This window comes from Brachybacterium sp. J153 (assembly GCF_036311905.1).
Classification (GTDB): Bacteria; Actinomycetota; Actinomycetes; order Actinomycetales; family Dermabacteraceae; genus Brachybacterium.
In genome coordinates this window covers 97,292-112,039 of sequence record NZ_JAZDCH010000005.1, presented here as the reverse complement: position 1 = coordinate 112,039, position 14,748 = coordinate 97,292, and the positions used below count along the sequence as shown (strand labels likewise).

General features: G+C 71.5%; 14 protein-coding genes. 7 read left to right on the top strand and 7 right to left on the bottom strand.

The features are described from left to right. Position 1: 1 nt before the first annotated feature. From V1258_RS03405 to V1258_RS03385, 5 genes are all read right to left on the bottom strand, one after another. Complete coding sequence (locus V1258_RS03405) at positions 2–631, bottom strand: TIGR03085 family metal-binding protein (RefSeq protein ID WP_329748359.1); 630 nt, start codon at positions 629–631, stop codon at positions 2–4. Between the two features lie 4 nt (positions 632–635). Next, a complete protein-coding gene (locus V1258_RS03400; protein WP_329746732.1) occupies positions 636–1,637 on the bottom strand; it encodes a sugar phosphate isomerase/epimerase family protein in 1,002 nt (333 codons plus the stop codon). Positions 1,638–1,760: 123 nt separating this feature from the next. Then, entirely contained in the window at positions 1,761–2,921 is a 1,161-nt protein-coding gene (locus tag V1258_RS03395) for a Gfo/Idh/MocA family protein (protein ID WP_329748358.1), read from the bottom strand. 73 nt (positions 2,922–2,994) lie between these two features. Beyond that, positions 2,995–4,104: a Gfo/Idh/MocA family protein gene (locus tag V1258_RS03390; protein ID WP_329748357.1), complete on the bottom strand. Its 1,110-nt coding sequence runs from the start codon at positions 4,102–4,104 to the stop codon at positions 2,995–2,997. Further along, complete coding sequence (locus V1258_RS03385) at positions 4,101–4,850, bottom strand: sugar phosphate isomerase/epimerase family protein (protein WP_329748356.1); 750 nt, start codon at positions 4,848–4,850, stop codon at positions 4,101–4,103. The genes V1258_RS03390 and V1258_RS03385 overlap by 4 nt, the downstream gene beginning before the upstream one ends. A gap of 113 nt (positions 4,851–4,963) precedes the next feature. On the opposite strand from V1258_RS03385, the gene V1258_RS03380 reads away from it, so the two are divergent. After that, the gene (locus V1258_RS03380; RefSeq protein WP_329748355.1) at positions 4,964–5,761 is read left to right on the top strand and encodes a transglutaminase-like domain-containing protein; all 798 of its coding nucleotides are present in this window, start codon (positions 4,964–4,966) and stop codon (positions 5,759–5,761) included. Positions 5,762–5,810: 49 nt separating this feature from the next. Here the strand turns inward: V1258_RS03380 and V1258_RS03375 are convergent, their stop codons facing one another. Both V1258_RS03375 and V1258_RS03370 read right to left on the bottom strand, forming a co-directional pair. Beyond that, a complete protein-coding gene (locus V1258_RS03375) occupies positions 5,811–6,803 on the bottom strand; it encodes a PAC2 family protein (RefSeq protein WP_329748354.1) in 993 nt (330 codons plus the stop codon). Positions 6,804–6,906: 103 nt separating this feature from the next. Beyond that, positions 6,907–7,710: a TSUP family transporter gene (locus V1258_RS03370; RefSeq protein WP_329748353.1), complete on the bottom strand. Its 804-nt coding sequence runs from the start codon at positions 7,708–7,710 to the stop codon at positions 6,907–6,909. A 130-nt stretch (positions 7,711–7,840) separates the two neighbouring features. Here V1258_RS03370 and V1258_RS03365 point away from each other — a divergent pair, with 130 nt between their 5' ends. The 6 genes from V1258_RS03365 (at position 7,841) to V1258_RS03340 (ending at position 14,709) form a co-directional block, all read left to right on the top strand. Beyond that, positions 7,841–8,848, top strand: coding sequence for a LacI family DNA-binding transcriptional regulator (locus V1258_RS03365; protein WP_329748352.1), 1,008 nt, complete (start codon positions 7,841–7,843; stop codon positions 8,846–8,848). A gap of 215 nt (positions 8,849–9,063) precedes the next feature. Then, a complete protein-coding gene (locus tag V1258_RS03360) occupies positions 9,064–10,914 on the top strand; it encodes an ABC transporter substrate-binding protein (RefSeq protein WP_329748351.1) in 1,851 nt (616 codons plus the stop codon). A 7-nt stretch (positions 10,915–10,921) separates the two neighbouring features. Further along, complete coding sequence (locus V1258_RS03355) at positions 10,922–11,932, top strand: ABC transporter permease (protein WP_329748350.1); 1,011 nt, start codon at positions 10,922–10,924, stop codon at positions 11,930–11,932. A 1-nt stretch (position 11,933) separates the two neighbouring features. After that, positions 11,934–12,935: an ABC transporter permease gene (locus tag V1258_RS03350; RefSeq protein WP_329748349.1), complete on the top strand. Its 1,002-nt coding sequence runs from the start codon at positions 11,934–11,936 to the stop codon at positions 12,933–12,935. After that, positions 12,932–13,867, top strand: a complete 936-nt coding sequence (locus V1258_RS03345; RefSeq protein WP_329748348.1) for an ABC transporter ATP-binding protein — start codon at positions 12,932–12,934, stop codon at positions 13,865–13,867. Before V1258_RS03350 ends, V1258_RS03345 begins: the two co-directional genes overlap by 4 nt. Continuing rightward, positions 13,864–14,709 (top strand): ABC transporter ATP-binding protein, encoded by an 846-nt coding sequence (locus tag V1258_RS03340; protein ID WP_329748347.1) that lies wholly within the window; start codon positions 13,864–13,866, stop codon positions 14,707–14,709. Before V1258_RS03345 ends, V1258_RS03340 begins: the two co-directional genes overlap by 4 nt. Positions 14,710–14,748: the final 39 nt, after the last annotated feature.

The window sequence follows — 14,748 nt, the reverse complement described above, 5'->3', positions numbered from 1 at the left end:
GTCAGAGGCCGCGGCCTCCTGCGGCGAGCGCCTGTCGGCCCGCGTCGTCGCCGTGCACCCGCACCCGCGCGACCCGTTCCCGCCCCGTCGCCCAGAGCAGCAGGTCCACCGGCTCGCCGTGGACCCGCACGCTCGCGTCGGCCGTGCGGGAGCCGACCCGGGCCCCACCGAGCGGCGAGACCAGCAGCACCCGCACCGGGACCCGCAGGGTCAGGGGCGCCATCAGCCGCACCGCCCGCCAGGCGTCCTCCTGGGAGACCGCGTCGGGACCGCGCGGCTCCCAGCCGTCCTGCGCCCGACGCAGGTCCTCGTGATGGATCAGCTGCTCGGCGAGGCCGCTGAGACGGTCGACCGCGCCGAGCGGCGAGAGGCGGCCGGGTCCCTCCCGCAGGCGCTCGACGAGCGTCTCCCAGTCCGCGGCCCGCAGTTCGCCCTCGACGGCGCGGGCCCGCGCCCCGTAGGGCCCCGGCATCCGCAGGCCCGGCACCAGGGCACTGTGCCGCTCCCGGAGCAGCAGGTGCACCATCAGCTCACGTGCGTCCCAGCCGGGCAGGATCGTCGGGGCCGCGGGACCGAGCGCGAGGAAGGAGGCGGCGAGGGCCTCCCGCTCGTCGAGATGCGTCGGGGACATGCGCTCAGCCCTCGCTGCTGAACGCAGCGTCGAAGGACAGCTCGGAGGCCGGGTAGTCCAGGGACCGCAGGAACGCGAGCGCCTCCTCGGCGCCGTGCAACCGGTCCATGCCGGCGTCCTCCCACTCCACCGAGATCGGGCCCTCGTAGCCGATCGAGCGCAGCGCCCGGAAGGCGGCGTCCCACGGCACGTCCCCACGGCCGAAGGAGACGAAGTCCCAGCCGCGCCGCGGATCGCCCCAGGGCAGGTGGGAGCCGAGGCGGGTGTTGCGGCCGGTCATGCGCACCCGGATGTCCTTGCAGTCCACGTGGTAGATGCGGTCCGCGAAGTCGGTGATGAAGGAGACCGGGTCGATCTCCTGCCACATGAAGTGGGAGGGGTCCCAGTTCAGGCCGAAGGACTCGCGGTGGCCGATCGCCTCGAGGGTCCGCTGGGTGGTCCAGTAGTCGTACGCGATCTCGGAGGGGTGGACCTCGTGGGCGAAGCGCACCCCGCACTCCTCGAAGACGTCGAGGATCGGGTTCCAGCGGTCGGCGAAGTCCTGGTAGCCCTCGTCGATCACGTCCTGGCCGACGGGCGGGAACATCGCCACGTACTTCCAGATCTTCGAGCCGGTGAAGCCGATGACGGTGTCGACACCGAGCTTCTGCGCGAGGCGGGCGGTGTTCTTCATGTCCTCGGCGGCCCGCTGCCGCACGCCCTCCGGGTCGCCGTCGCCCCACACCGCCGGACCGACGATCGCCTGGTGGCGGAAGTCGATGGGGTCGTCGCAGATCGCCTGGCCCTTGAGATGGTTGGAGATGGCCCAGACCTTCAGTCCGTGCTTCTCGAGGATCCCGAGCCGCTCGGCGATGTAGTCCGCGTCGTCCCAGCGGCTCGCGTCGAGGTGCTCGCCGGCGACGGCGATCTCGAGGCCGTCGTAACCCCAGCCGGCCGCGAGCTCCGCGACCTCGTCGAGGGTGAGATCGGCCCACTGGCCGGTGAACAGGGTGTGGGGATGAGCCATGGTCGGTGCTCCTTCGCAACGGGCGTCGAGGTCGGATGCAGGTAAGTGGGGTGTCGGCGGCTGGGTTGGCGTGGGCGGCTCAGCGCGGGCTCGGTAGGAGCGCAGCGGGAGCTCGAAGGGAGTTCAGAGGGTGATCGTCGCTCCGTCGGCCGCGTCGGAGGCGATGATCGCGTCGAGCACCCGCTGCAGGGCGAGGCCGTCGGCGAAGTCGGGAGAGAAGGGCTCGCCGCCGGTGATCGCGACGAGGAGGTCCCGGGCCTGGTTGGTGAAGGAGTTCTCCCAGCCCAGGATGTGCCCCGAGGGCCACCAGGCGCCGAGATACGGGTGGGACCCCTCGGTGACGAGCACGCGGGTGAAGCCCTGCTCCTCCGCGGGGAGGGTGCGGTCCAGGAACCACAGCTCGTTGAGGTTCTCGAGGTCGAAGCGCAGCGCCCCCTCGGTGCCGTACACCTCGACGGTCAGCTGGTTCTTCGCGCCGGTCGCCATGCGGCTCGCCTCGATCGAGGCGATCGCGCCGCCGGAGAGTTCGAGGGTCGCCCAGGCGGCGTCGTCGACGGTGACGGGCTCGGGGCCGTCGGGACCGGACCGCTCGGGGACGAGCGTCGCGAGGCGGCCCCGCACCGCGGTGACGCGCTGACCGGTGAGGTACTGGACCTGATCGATGGCGTGCGAGCCGATGTCGCCGAGCGCGCCGGAGCCGGCGGTCTCCCTCCGCAGGCGCCAGCTCATCGGGGAGGCGGGGTCCACCAGCCAGTCCTGCAGATAGGCGGCGCGGACCTGGAGGATGGTGCCGAGCCGTCCCCGTTCCACGTATTCCCGCGCGAGGCGCAGTGCGGCGACGCGCCGGTAGGTGTGACCGAGCGCGGCGACCTGGCCGCGCGCCTGCGCCGCCTCGGCCGCGGCGACCATCGCCTCCGCCTCGGCGGTGTCGTTGGCGAGGGGCTTCTCGCAGAGCACGTGCTTGCCGGCCTCGAGGGCGGCGATCGCGATCTCGGCGTGGAGGAAGCCGGGGGTGCAGACGTCCACGATGTCGACGTCCTCGCGGGCGATGACCTCGCGCCAGTCGGTCGCGTGCTCTTCCCAGCCGAGCCGGTCGGCGGCCTCGGCGACGGCCTGCTCGTCCCGGCCCACGATCACCCGGCGGGCGATCGGAGGGACCTCGAAGGCGGCCTCGACGGTGCGCCAGGCCTGGGAGTGGGCACGGCCCATGAAGGCGTAGCCGATCAGAGCGACGCCGAGCGGGCGGTCCGCTCCGGGGGCAGCGGGGGAGTGGGGGGTGGTCATGGCGTCCTCCTGCGGGGCGGCGAGCGGCGTGCAGGGGCGGGCCCGGGGCGCAGCGCCCCGGGTCCGCACCGGGTCAGAGGGTCTTCGCGGCGGGATCGAAGTCCTGCTCGAGCGGGGCGGGTGCCTCCACGCTCGAGGTGATCTCCACCGCGCCGCTGGTCTGCGTCGCCTCGTCGAGCGCGATCATCACGTCCAGGACATGGGCGGCGAGCTCGCCGGTGAGGCGGTGGGGACGGCCGGCGCGGATCGCGCGGGCCATCTCCAGGGTGCCGAGGCCACGGCCGGCGATCGGGCCGACGGGCGGCTGCGCGGTCCAGTCCTCGGCGCCGCGCAGGGCGTGCAGGGTGTCGCCGTCGAAGACGTTCGGGTCCGGCAGCGCGAGGGTGCCGGTCGAGCCGGTCAGCTCGAGGGTGTGCGGGCGGCCGACCGCGTCGTCGAAGGACAGCTCGACCGCGGCGGAAGTGCCGGAGGCGAAGCGCAGCAGGCCCTGCACGCGGGTCGGGACCTCGACCTCGAAGGTCTCGCCGGCGCGGGGACCGGAGCCGATGGTGCGACGGTCCACCGAGCGGGAGCCGACCGCGCTCACCGAGGCGACGGGGCCGTAGGCCAGCACGAGGCTGGTGAGGTAGTACGGGCCGATGTCGTAGAGCGGGCCGGCGCCGATCTGGAACAGGAAGTCGGGCGCCGGGTGCCAGGACTCGGGACCGGGGGAGCGGAAGAGGGCCAGGGCCGAGCGGGGCTCGCCGATCGCGCCGTCGCGGAGGGCGCGCAGGGCGCTCTGGACGCCCGCGCCGAGCACGGTGTCCGGGGCGCCGCCGATGCGTAGGCCCTTCTCGCGCGCGATCTCGATCAGCGCGGAGGCGTCCTCGCGGGTGGTGGTCAGGGGCTTCTCGCTCCACACGTGCTTGCCCGCCTCGAGGATCGCGCGGGAGACGTCGAAGTGCGCGGCCGGGATCGTCAGGTTGACGACGATCTCGATCTGCGGGTCCTCGAGCACGGTCTCGACCCCGCCGTGGACGGGCACGCCGAACTCCTCGGCGCGGGCCTTCGCGGCCTCCGGGCGCAGATCGCCGATGGCTCGCACCTCGATGTCGGGGAAGGAGGTCAGCTGGGTGAGGTACTGCGCGGCGATCACGCCCGCTCCGATGAGGCCGACGCCGACGGGTCCGGTGGTGCTGGTCATGCGGTGTACTCCTGGAGGTGGGTGGTGAGCAGGTCGAAGGACCGCCCGATGGCGGTGAACAGGTTGCCGGAGTGGTTGTCGAACTCGATCACGCCGAGCTCGAGCTGGTCGCTGGCCGCCAGCACGGCGGGGACGTCCATCTCGCCCTCGCCGAGCGGCACCTGATCGTGGACGTCCCCGGTGAGGGGGCCGTCCTTGAGATGCGCGAGCTGGATGCGGCTGCCGAGCGAGGTCAGAAGGTGCGCGGGATCCGAGCCGCCGACGGCGGCCCAGAAGGTGTCCAGCTCGAGCACCACGCGGGGGTCGAGGTGCTCGGCGAGGATCTCCAGGCCGCAGCGGCCGTCCTCGTGCGGGCGGGCCTCGGCGTCATGGTTGTGGTAGCCGATCCGCACCCCGTGCTCGGACGCGAGCGGGGCGAGGGCGTTCAGCCGGTCCGCGATCGCGCGGATGTCCTCCTCGCGGTCCCACTGCTCGCGGTCCGTGTACGGGTCGATGACGGTGCGCACCCCGAGGGCCGCGGCCGTCGCGAGGACGCGCGAGGGATCCTCGGCGCCGAGCAGCGAGGCATGGGCCGACGGGGCGGTGAGTCCGTGCGCCGGCAACAGGGTCCGCAGCGTCTCGGCATGCTCGAGCAGGCCGAAGGGCTCGACCTGGCGGAACCCCATCTCGGCGAGACGGCGGAGGGCCGCATCGGCATCCTCGGCGAACAGGTCCCGGACGCTGTAGAGCTGGACGGAGATCTGCACGGGTGCACCTCGGAGCGACGACGACGACGGAACGCCCACACTATGTCGCTGATCACCGTCGGAGCAAAGGGGGTCCGGGCCGCGCGATGCGGCGGATGCGCGACACTGGGCTCGTGGAGAGACATGTTCGCGCGTGGATGCGCGCCGAGGTCGCCGAGGGCACCGATATCGCGCTGCTCGTCGCCGTCTCTGCGGCGCCCGTCGCCCAGGAGTCCCTGACGGTCGTCGCAGGCGGGGCGGAGCATCCCGTCGGCGAGACCGTCGACCGCTACGGGAACCGGCTGCACCTGCTGAACGGCCTGCCGGCGGGGACGGTGGAGATCGTCTACGCCGCCCGCGGGATCGCTCCCGCCGACGAGGACCCGGTGGAGGACGGCGACGCCGTGCTGCATCTGCGGCCCTCCCGCTACTGCGAGGTCGACGAGTTTACCCGGATCGCGGAGGAGATCGTCGGCGACCGGTCGGGGCTCGAGGCCCTGCAGGCAGTCGTGGACTGGGTGCACGGCCATCTCGACTACGTGCCGGGCTCGAGCAGCATCACCGACTCGGCCCGCAGCACCTATGTGGCCCGGCAGGGGGTGTGCCGCGACTTCGCGCACCTCACCTCGACCCTGCTGCGCGCGAGCGGCATCCCCGCCCGCTGCTCCTCGGTCTACGCGCCGGGCCTCAGCCCCATGGACTTCCATCTGGTGGTCGAGGCGCTCGTGGAGGACCGCTGGCTGCTCGCCGACGCCACCCACCTCGCGCCCCGGGAGTCGATGGTGCGGATCGCGACGGGTCAGGACGCGGCGGACACCGCGTTCATGACCACCCTCGCGGGCGATGTGCGGCTGACCGGTATCCAGGTCACGGCGGTCGTCGACCCCGAGCTGCCGCAGGAGGATCGGCGCCGGGCCGTCCCGCTGCGCTGAGCGACCCGTCCCGACGCGGTCCCCGGGCCGCGGGCGTGCAGGGCCCGGCTCAGGCGACGGGCTCGGAGCCCGGATCGTCCTCGGAGCGGGGATCGTCGGTGCGCTCCGGCGTCCCGTCGGCGGAAGGATCCGCGGCATCGTCGGTCGTCGCCTCTTCGGGCTCGTCCTCCGCCACCGCGGCGAGGAACTCCTCGATCTCCGCGGCGAGGTCCTCGCCGCGCGGCACCTCGACGCCGACGCCCGAGGTCAGCATCCGGTCGAAGCGCTGCTCGAGCCCGGAGACCATCTCCTGCAGCTGAGCGGACTCGGCGACCTGACCGGCGACCGCCTCGCGGACGGGGACGGCCTGCGCCTCGAGGGAGGCGACGGGCAGCACCGGGCCGTGCTCCTGGCCCACCGCGCGCAGCAGCGCGATCGCGGCGTCGGGGTAGGCGGTCTCGTGGAGGTACTGCGGGACGTGCGCGACGAGGCCCACGACGTCGTGGCCGGCGTCGGCCAGGCGCACGGTCAGCAGCGCCGTGAACGGGGAGCGCAGCCGGAAGGTGCCCGGCATGGTGCGACGGATCTGGATCGCGTCGGGATCTCCCGCGAATCGCGTCACCGGCAGCTCGCGGGTGTGGGGGACGGGGGCCGGGAAGCCCTGGACCACGAGGGTCCGCTCGATGCCGAGCTGGTCGACCACGATCCGCAGCGCGCTCGCCACCCGCTCCCACTGGAAGGACGGCTCCGGCCCGGTGAGCAGGAAGAACGTCTCGTCCTCGGGCGAGGTGATCTCGTGCAGCAGGATCTCGGGCCGCTCGTAGTCGGTGAAGTGGTCCAGCTCGAGCGTGATCTCGGGGCGGCGGCCCGCGTAGTCGTACACCTGGTCCATGTCGAGGCGTCCGACGACGCGGCTGGGCAGCGTGTTGAGCAGGTGGTCGTCCACGAGCGCCTGGGCGTGTCCGGCGTCGCTGAAGGCGCCGAGGGTCACCAGCAGGGTGCGGCCGCGCAGCGAGCGCGAGTCGACGTGGCGCTCATAGGTGAACAGCGTGGTCGGGTCCATGGTGGCCTCCTGGCGATCGAGCCGGCTCGGCGGCGGGTGACCCTCTGGTCAACGTGCTCGGACCGGGAGGTATTCCGGTCCGAGCGCGGCCAGGGCGCGGTGCTCAGGTGAGGAGCGCCACGGTGTCCGCGGCGAGGCGGAGCGCGAGGGCTCCGGTGACCACCAGGAACACGATCCGCACGAACCGGGATCCGAGGCGGAGGGCGAGCCGGGCGCCGAGGTATCCGCCGGCGATGTTCGCCGCGGCCATCAGCCCGCCCAGCAGCCACCACACCTCGCCCTGCAGACCGAAGACGAGCAGCGCCCCGAGGTTGGTGGTGAGGTTGGCGAGCTTCGCGTGGACGCTCGCCTCGAGGAACCCGTAGCCGAGCACGGCGACCATCAGGATGATGAAGAAGCTGCCGGTGCCGGGCCCGAGGACGCCGTCGTACAGGCCGACGCCGCCGCCGATCGCCGCGGTGCGCAGCTGGTGGCCGCGGCCGCTCCGCCGCGGCTCGTGCACGAGGCCCAGCTGTGGTTTGAGCAGGGTGTACGTGCCGACGGCGAGGAGGGCCACCAGCACGACGGGGGAGAGCCACGGGCGGGGGATGAGGGAGGCGAGTCCCGCTCCGGCGGCGCTCCCCAGCAGCGCGCAGAGCACCAGCGGGATCACCGTCTCGGCGACGGGGAGAATCCGCCGCACGTAGGTCAGCGAGGAGACGGCGGTGCCGGCGGCGGAGGCGATCTTGTTGGTGCCCAGCACGGTCGACGTTGAGGTCTCCGCGGGGAGTCCCGTGAGCAGGGCCGGCAGCTGGATCAGGCCGCCGCCGCCCACGACGGCGTCCACCCACCCCGCGAGGAGGGCCGCCGCGAGGAGCAGCACGAGGGTGAGCGCGCCGAGAGCAGCGAGCTGGTCGAGGAGGGGCACCCGAGCACTGTAGGCGAGGGGCGCACTGCCAGTGCCTCCCTCGGCGCCCGGCAACAGGGCAGGATCGGGCCGGCACGGTGCGGTCATCCCTTACCGTGAGCCCCAGACACCGAGGAGAGGAGGGATCGGCATGTCCACTCCCACCCTGCTGGACGTGGCCCGACGCGCCGGAGTCTCCAAGGGCACGGCCTCCAAGGCGCTCAACGACGTGCCCGGCGTCTCCGCGGCCACCCGCGCCCGGGTCGTCGCAGCGGCGGAGGAGCTGGGCTGGACCCCGTCCTATGCCGCGCGCGCCCTGTCCCGCTCGAGCACCGGCGTGGTCGGCCTCGCCCTCGCCCGCACCCCCGAGGTGGTCGGCGCAGACAGCTTCTTCATGGCCATGGTCGCGGGGATCGAGGCGGAGCTCGCGGCGACCGACCACGGCCTGCTGATGCAGCTCGTCCCCGACGCCGGCGCCGAGGCCGAGCTGCTCGGGCGCTGGGCGGCCGAGCGGCGGGTCGACGGCGTCGTGCTGCTCGACCCGCGCCGCGACGACCCGCGCCTGGCCGTCCTCGAGGCGACCGGGATGCCCGGGGTGACGATGAGCTGCGAGGTCCTCTCGCCGCAGCTGTCCACCTTGCTGGCCGACGAGGAGGAGCGGATGCAGGTGATGCTCGACCACCTCCTCGCCGCGCCCGTGCCGCACCGCCATCTCGTCTATCTCGGCGGACCCGCGGAGTTCCTCCACGTCGAGCACCGAGCGCGGCGCTTCCGGGCCGCGTGCGCGGAGCAGGGGATCGGCGGCACCGTGCTGCACTCCGACTACCTCCAGGCCGGTGTGGCGCGCTGGGCACACCGGCTGCTGGCGCTGCGGGCGAGCACGGGGGCCCGCGCGGTGCTCGTGGACAACGAGCTGCTCGCCGCCCAGCTGCTGGTCGAGCTGGCCCGCACCGAGGTGCGGGTGCCGGAGGACCTCGCGATCCTCGCCTTCGAGAACTCGATCCTGTGCACGGTCACGAGCCCCCCGCTCACCGCCCTGCACCGCAACATCCCGTGGGCCGGACGGGAGCTCGCGCAGATGCTGCTGCGCCGGATCGACGGCCCGGCCGAGGTGGTCCCGTCGGAGATCGGGACGCTGCGCCGGCGGGGGAGCGGCTGAGCGGTCGGGACCGTCCGCGGGGAGCCGCCCAGAGGGCGTGCGCAAGCGGGAACGTCCACGCTCTCGACGCCGACGAAAACCGGTTTCGATCGTTACGAGTTCGTGACCCGTACCACGTCCTGTAAATGGTGACGAGGGACTAATTTCTGCTGTCAACGGATCAGAGCTGATCCGCGGCTCCAACGGTGGAGCCCTTCCTGAGAGGCAGTGGTCCCATGTCCCACCGCGGTACTCCCGGCGAGTCCCCTCGCATCACGCTCCCCTCCCTTCCCTCGACCCGGCGCGGCTTCCTCGCCGCCACCGGAGCCGTCGGCGGCGCCGCGGCTCTCGCGGCCTGCGGCGGTGCCACCGGCGGAGGCGGCAACTCCGGCGGCTCGGACGCCGGGGGAGACCTCCCCGGCGTCGGCAACAACGGTGCGGCCGGCAGCGGCCGCAAGGGCGACGGTGCGGATCAGCTGTTCATCGCCGGCTTCCAGTGGAGCCCGCCCACCAACTTCAACACCTTCGCCGGCTCGCCCGCCTGGCCCGCCTCCTCGAACGTCGCGCAGTACATCTACGAGACCCTGCTCCGCTTCAACATCGTCACCGGCGAGCTCAAGCCAGGCCTCGCCGCCTCGCACGAGGTCGACGTCACAAGCACCATCACCCTGACCCTCCAGGAGGGCATCACCTGGCACGACGGCAGCGAGTTCACCGCCGACGACGTGCTCTACACCTTCGAGCTCGGCAAGATCGACCCGGGCCTCGGCGTCGCCTCCTTCTGGGTCGAGGTCGACGAGATGACCGCCGACGGCAACACCATCTCCGTCGCGATCAACCAGGACCGAAAGAACGTCGGCACCGTCCTGAACTCCCTCGCCACCCAGTTCATCGTCCCCAAGGCCGTCTTCGAGAAGGCCGCCGCCGAGACCGGCAACAAGATCGCCTCCTGGGAGACCACCGAGGCGATCGGCACTGGGCCCTTCACCCTCGAGCTCGCCGACCAGACCCAGATCATCCTCGCCCGCAACGACTCCTACTGGGGCCAGGAGTTCTACGGCGGCCTGCCCGCGATGACCAAGATCATCCACCCGATCTTCAAGTCCAACGAGGACGGCAACCTCAAGTTCCAGAACGGCGAGCTGGACGTCATGCAGCAGTTCGTCCCGCAGATCTGGAAGATGTGGGAGAGCGGCAAGCCGGTCGGCACCTACCTCCGCGAGGCGCCCTACTACACGCCCGGTTCGATGCCGATGCTGCTCATGAACACTGCTCGCCCCGGCCTCGACGACCCCGCCGTGCGCAAGGCCCTCGCCCACGCCGTCGACTACGCCTCGATCTCCGAGACCGCCATGTCCGGGTACTCCTCCCAGGTGCTCGCCTCGCTGATCATCCCCGACGGCGCCGAGGACCAGTGGCTCGACCGCGACAAGGCCTCCGCCGACGGCTGGACCTACGACGCGGCCAAGGCCGAGCAGCTCCTGCAGGAGGCCGGCTACGCCAAGGGCGGCGACGGCTTCTACGCCAAGGACGGCGTGAAGCTCGGCCCCTGGAAGCTGATCACCCCCCAGGGCTGGACCGACTGGAACGCGGCGCTCGAGATCGTCGCCAAGAACCTCCAGGCCATCGGTGTGGACGCGGCGACCAACTTCCCGCAGCAGGCACAGACCCAGTCCGCCATCCAGAACGGCGACTTCGACATGGCCTGCTGGTACGTCGCCGGCACCGGCCCGTCGACCCCGTGGCTGCGCTTCAGCGACGTCATGAGCAACGTGGAGATGGCCCCCGCGGGCCAGACGGCCTACCGCAACTACGGCCGCTGGGAGAACGCCGAGGTCAACGATCTGCTGCAGGCCGCCGCGGCCGCCGCGGACGACGCCACCAAGCTCGAGGCCCTCACTGCCCTCGACGACCTGTACCGCGCGGAGGTCCCGGCCTTCCCGCTCATGTACCGTCCCGACGAGTTCTTCGAGTTCAACGCCACGAACTGGGCGAACTGGCCCGCCGAGGACAACGACTACGCGCCGCCGATGTTCCGCGGCGCGGGCAACGAGTGGATCTTCAAGCTGCAGAAGATCGGCGGCTGACTCACCCGTGGTCCTCGGCCGTTACATCCTGCAGAAGACAGGGTGGTACCTGGTCGCGCTGGTGGCAGCAGTGAGTCTCAACTTCCTGCTGCCCCGGCTCGTCCCGGGCAACCCCGTCGACGTCATCGTCTCCAACCTCGCCCGCGGCGGTTCCGTCACCGGCGAGCAGCAGAAGGCGATCTACGAGAGCTTCGTCGCCGAGTTCGGGCTCGACGCTCCCCTCTGGCAGCAGTTCCTCACGTACCTCGGGAAGGTGTTCACCGGGGACCTGGGGACCTCCTTCGCCAACTACCCCGCCTCGGTGAACGACCTCGTCGGCCAGGCGCTGCCCTGGTCGGTGGCGGTCCAGCTGCCGGCGATCCTGATCGGCTGGATCGTGGGCAACCTGGTGGGCGCGGTCGCCGCCTTCCGCGGCGGCAACTGGGACCGCAGCGTGTTCACCTCGTCGCTGTTCCTGTCCTCGATGCCCTACTACTGCCTCTCGATCCTGCTGCTCTACGGGCTCGCGGTCGTGGCCGGCGTGTTCCCGGTGGGCGGCGCCTACTCGCTCGGGCTCACCCCCGAACTGAGCGTCGAGTTCCTCTGGGATGCGATCAGCTACTACTGGCTGCCGTTCCTGTCGCTGGTGATCGTGTTCATCGGCGGCCAGGCGGTGGGCATGCGCTCGATGGCCATCTACGAGCTGGGCGGCGACTACGTCAACTACGCGCGGGCGATGGGCATCAAGGACAACACCATCACCACGTACATCTTCCGCAACGCGATGCTCCCGCAGATCACCGGTCTGGCGCTGTCCATCGGCACCCTCGTCGGCGGCGCGCTGATCACCGAGCTGGTGTTCAACTACCCCGGCGTCGGCACCCTGCTGTTCAACGCGATCGCGCAGAACGACTACCCGGTGATCCAGGCGATCACGCTGATCATCACCGTGGCGGTGCTCGCGGCGAACTTCGCCGTCGAGATCGTGTACGGCATCGTCGATCCGCGCATCCGTGCGGCCAAGAGCGGGGAGAAGTGAGATGTCGACTCCGAACGCCCCGGTGACCGACGAGGTCACCGCCCCCCGCTCCAACCTCTTCCGCACGATGAACTTCTCCACCCGTTTCTGGATCTCCCTGGTGCTCGTCGCCGGTGTGGTGCTGCTCGGGCTGGCGGGCCTGGTCTACCCGACCGGGTCCGGGGAGAAGGTCGGCTCGCTCTACGACGCGCCCGGCAACGGACTGATCCTGGGCACCGACAACTTCGGGCACGACGTGCTCGCCGTGCTCATGGCGGGGACCCGTACGTCTCTCATCATCGGCCTGGTCGCCGGGCTCATCGCGACCCTCATCGGCGTCACCGTGGGTCTCGTCGCCGGATTCGTCGGCGGCTGGATCGAGGAGCTGCTCATGGGCATCACCAACGTGGTGCTCGCGATCCCCTCGATCATCGTGCTGATCCTGATCTCGATCTCGCTCCCGCAGAGCAGCATCTGGTCGCTCGCGGTGGTCATCGGCATCACGGCGTGGCCGTGGACGGCCCGCGCGGTGCGGGCCCAGGCGTCCTCCGTGGCGACGCGCGAGCACATCGACGTCGCCCGGCTCTCCGGGGCGCGCCTGCCCAGCATCCTGCTGGTCGACGTGCTCCCGTACATCCTGTCCTACGCGGTGATGGCCTTCGTGCTGCAGGTCTCCGGCGCGATCCTCGCCGAGTCGGCCCTGTCCATGCTGGGCCTCGGCCCCTCGGGCACCGACTCGCTGGGCACCCAGCTCCACTGGGCGCTCGCCTTCCAGGCGGTCGCTTCCGGTGCCTGGTGGGCGTTCCTGCCGCCGACGATCGTGCTCACCCTCGTCTCCTTCGGCTTCCTGCTCCTGCAGGCCAGCCTCGACGAGGTCTTCAACCCGCGCCTGCGGCGCGGCAAGAAGAAGCAGATGAAGGCTGCCGCGGCGCGCCGGGCGAAGGAGGCGGCGGCCCTCGCCGCCGCGACCCCGTCGGCCGCCTCCGGCTCCGCCGTCCCCACCGGCCCGGGAGGTGCCGCATGATCCCGCAGGACCCGACCGAGCATCCGCGCTCGGCGCCCCTGCTCGCCCGCGCCACCGACGTGCGCTCCGTCTACGGCGGCGGCGAGAAGGACTTCACCGCCGTGGACGGCGTGAGCCTCGAGCTGGGGGAGGGGGAGATCCTGGGCCTGGCCGGGGAGTCCGGCTGCGGCAAGACGACGCTCGGCAACACGCTCGCCATGATCGCCACCCCGCCGCTGTACGTCCTCTCCGGAACCCTCGAGATCGACGACGAGGTCATCGACCTCTCGACCCTCTCGCCGGCGGACGTCAAGCGTCATCGGCCCTATCGCGGCAAGACCGTCTCGATGCTCCCGCAGGGAGCGATGAACGCGATCAGCCCCACGGTGCGGATCCGCAGCCTGGTCCACGACGTGATGCGGGCGCACGACCCCCGGGCCACGAAGGACGAGTCCCTCGACCTCGCCCGGGACCGCCTGAAGATGCTCGAGCTGCCCGTGCGGGTCCTGGACTCGTACGCGCACCAGCTCTCCGGCGGCATGAAGCAGCGCGTCATCACGGTCATCTCGACCCTGCTGAACCCGCGCCTGCTGATCGCCGACGAGCCCACGAGCGCCCTGGACGTGTCCAGCCAGCGCATGCTCGTCGAGATGCTGCTGGCGATGGTCGAGCAGCGGATCATGTCCGGCGTGGTCTTCGTGACCCACGACCTGCCCGTCCTCTCGCAGGTCTCGGACAAGCTCGCGATCATGTACGGCGGTTCGATCATGGAGACCGGGCCCACGCGGCAGCTGGTCGAGGATCCGCAGCACGAGTACACCAAGAAGCTGCTCTCCTCCGTGCTCGACCCGACCAAGGACACCCGGGACCGCGGCAGGGAACGGGCGAGCGGCAAGGTCGTGCGGCCCGCCGCCGCAGCACCGACCGCCACCACGGCAGGGGAGACCTCATGAGCGAGAACACGACCGCACCCGAGGACGGGATGATCACCCGCAGCGTCTCCACCGAGCCGCCGCTGCTGTCCTGCCGCAACGTCACCAAGAAGTTCTCGGTGGCCGGCGGGCACATCACCGCGGTCGACGACGTCAGCCTCGACTTCCCCGAGGCGAGCGTGCTCGCCGTGGTGGGGGAGTCCGGCTCGGGCAAGTCCACCCTGGCGCGGATGCTGCTCCGGCTGATGCCGGTCAGCTCCGGCACGATCATCTTCCGCGACCAGGACGTCACGAATCTGCGCGGGGCCGAGCTGCGCCGCTACTGGTCCGAGGTGCAGGCCGTCTTCCAGGACCCGTTCTCGTCCTTCAACCAGTTCTTCACCGTCGGCTCGCTGCTGCGCCGCAGCCTCAAGCTGGCCCAGGTGGGGAAGGACGAGGGCGACGCCCTGATCGAGGAGTGCCTCGGCTACGTGGGGCTCACCCCGAAGGAGGCGCTGCACAAGTACCCGCACCAGCTCTCCGGCGGTCAGCGGCAGCGCGTCATGGTGGCGCGCGCGCTGATGATGCGGCCCAAGGTGCTGCTGGCCGATGAGGCCACCAGCATGCTGGATGCGACGCTGCGCGTGAACGTGCTCAACGTGCTGCACGACCTCCGGGCCGAGCTGGGCCTCACGGTCCTCTTCATCACCCACGACATCGGGCAGGCCACCTACCTGGCCGACCGGGTCGCGGTGATGGAGCACGGCAAGGTCGTGGAGCGGGGCAACACCGAGGAGGTCATCTTCTCGCCGCAGGCCGAGTACACCAAGCGCCTGCTCGCGGACGTCCCCGACCTCCGGGGGAGCCTCAAGCCGCGCGCCTGAACACCCGATCGACGGCCGACGGGGGACCGCTTGCGAGCG